Consider the following 1340-nt stretch of genomic DNA (forward strand, 5'->3'; position numbering starts at 1 on the left):
GAAGATCTACATCTACGGCTACCTAAACCGCATTCAGTCCAGCCGCCGGCTCGAGCGTGAAGCTGAACGCAATGTCGAGTTGATGTGGCTTACGGGGCGTCTGGCTCCAGATTTCAAAACCATCGCCGACTTTCGCAAGGACAACGGTAAAGCCATTCGCAGTGTCTGCCGTCAGTTCGTGATCCTCTGTCGCAACCTCAACCTGTTCTCTGACTCAATCATTGCCATCGACGGCAGCAAGTTCAAAGCCGTGAACAATCGCGACCGTAACTTCACCCAGGCCAAGGTGAAGGCCCGTATGCAGCAAGTCGAGCAGAGCATTGAGCGCTATCTGACAGCGATGGATTCGGCGGACCGGGCAATGCCGGAGGTGGCTGTGGCCAAGGCCGAGCGACTGAAAGAGAAGATCGAAACGCTGAAACAGCAGATGCAGAAGCTCAAAGACATTGAAACGCAGCTACTTCAAACCCCAGACAAACAAATTTCTCTCACAGATCCCGATGCTCGCTCCATGTCAGTTGGTGGTCGGGGCAGTGGCACCGTTGGCTATAACGTGCAGACGGCCGTTGACGATCAGCACCATCTGATCGTTGCACATGAGGTGACGAATGTCGGTCATGATCGCGGCCAGTTGAGCAACATGGCGAAGCAAGCGCGTGACCAAATCGGTACTGAATCGCTGAATGTCGTTGCCGACCGGGGCTACTACACAGGCACGGAAATCGTTGCATGTGAGCAAGCTGGAATCTCGCCCTTCGTACCGAAACCACTGACCTCTAGCAGCAAAGCCGAAGGTCGATTTGGCAAGCAGGATTTCCTGTACGTCTCGGCATCGGATGAGTATCGATGCCCTGCGGAGCAATTACTGACCAAGCGTTACTCAACTTGGGAAGACGGGATGCTGATGCATGTTTATTGGTTCTCGGGCTGCCAGTCCTGCGCGATGCACAAGCAATGTACGACGGGCAAAGAGCGCCGGTTGAAACGCTGGGAACATGAAGCGACCCTCGACTCGATGCAGGTTCAACTGGAGCACGATCCGGGGAAAATGAAGGTGCGCCGCCAAACCGTTGAGCATCCATTTGGAACGCTCAAGTACTGGATGGGGGCGACCCACTTCCTGACCAGGACCCTGCCAAGGGTCAGTACTGAAATGAGCCTCCATGTGCTCGCTTACAACCTCAAGCGAATGATGAGCATCTTGGGCATCAGGGGGCTGCTCGAAGCGCTCAAAAGGTGAAATGGCCTACTGAGCCGCCAGTTAGGGGCCCCAAAGTCTCCACGAAGGACTCATACCGGCCAGATGCACCCTTGCGAGGCCAACTGAGCTAATCCAGGCA

1 protein-coding gene is annotated in these 1340 nt (G+C 55.1%); it reads left to right on the plus strand.

The genetic code is table 11. The features are described from left to right. Positions 1-1240 (plus strand): IS1182 family transposase (locus tag ACF8EA_RS14125; protein ID WP_392522373.1); only part of this gene is annotated, 1240 nt, incomplete at its 5' end. Between the last annotated feature and the right edge of the window lie 100 nt (positions 1241-1340).

Source organism: Pseudomonas sp. YQ_5 (assembly GCF_043103305.1).
Classification (GTDB): domain Bacteria; phylum Pseudomonadota; class Gammaproteobacteria; order Pseudomonadales; family Pseudomonadaceae; genus Aquipseudomonas; species Aquipseudomonas putida_Y.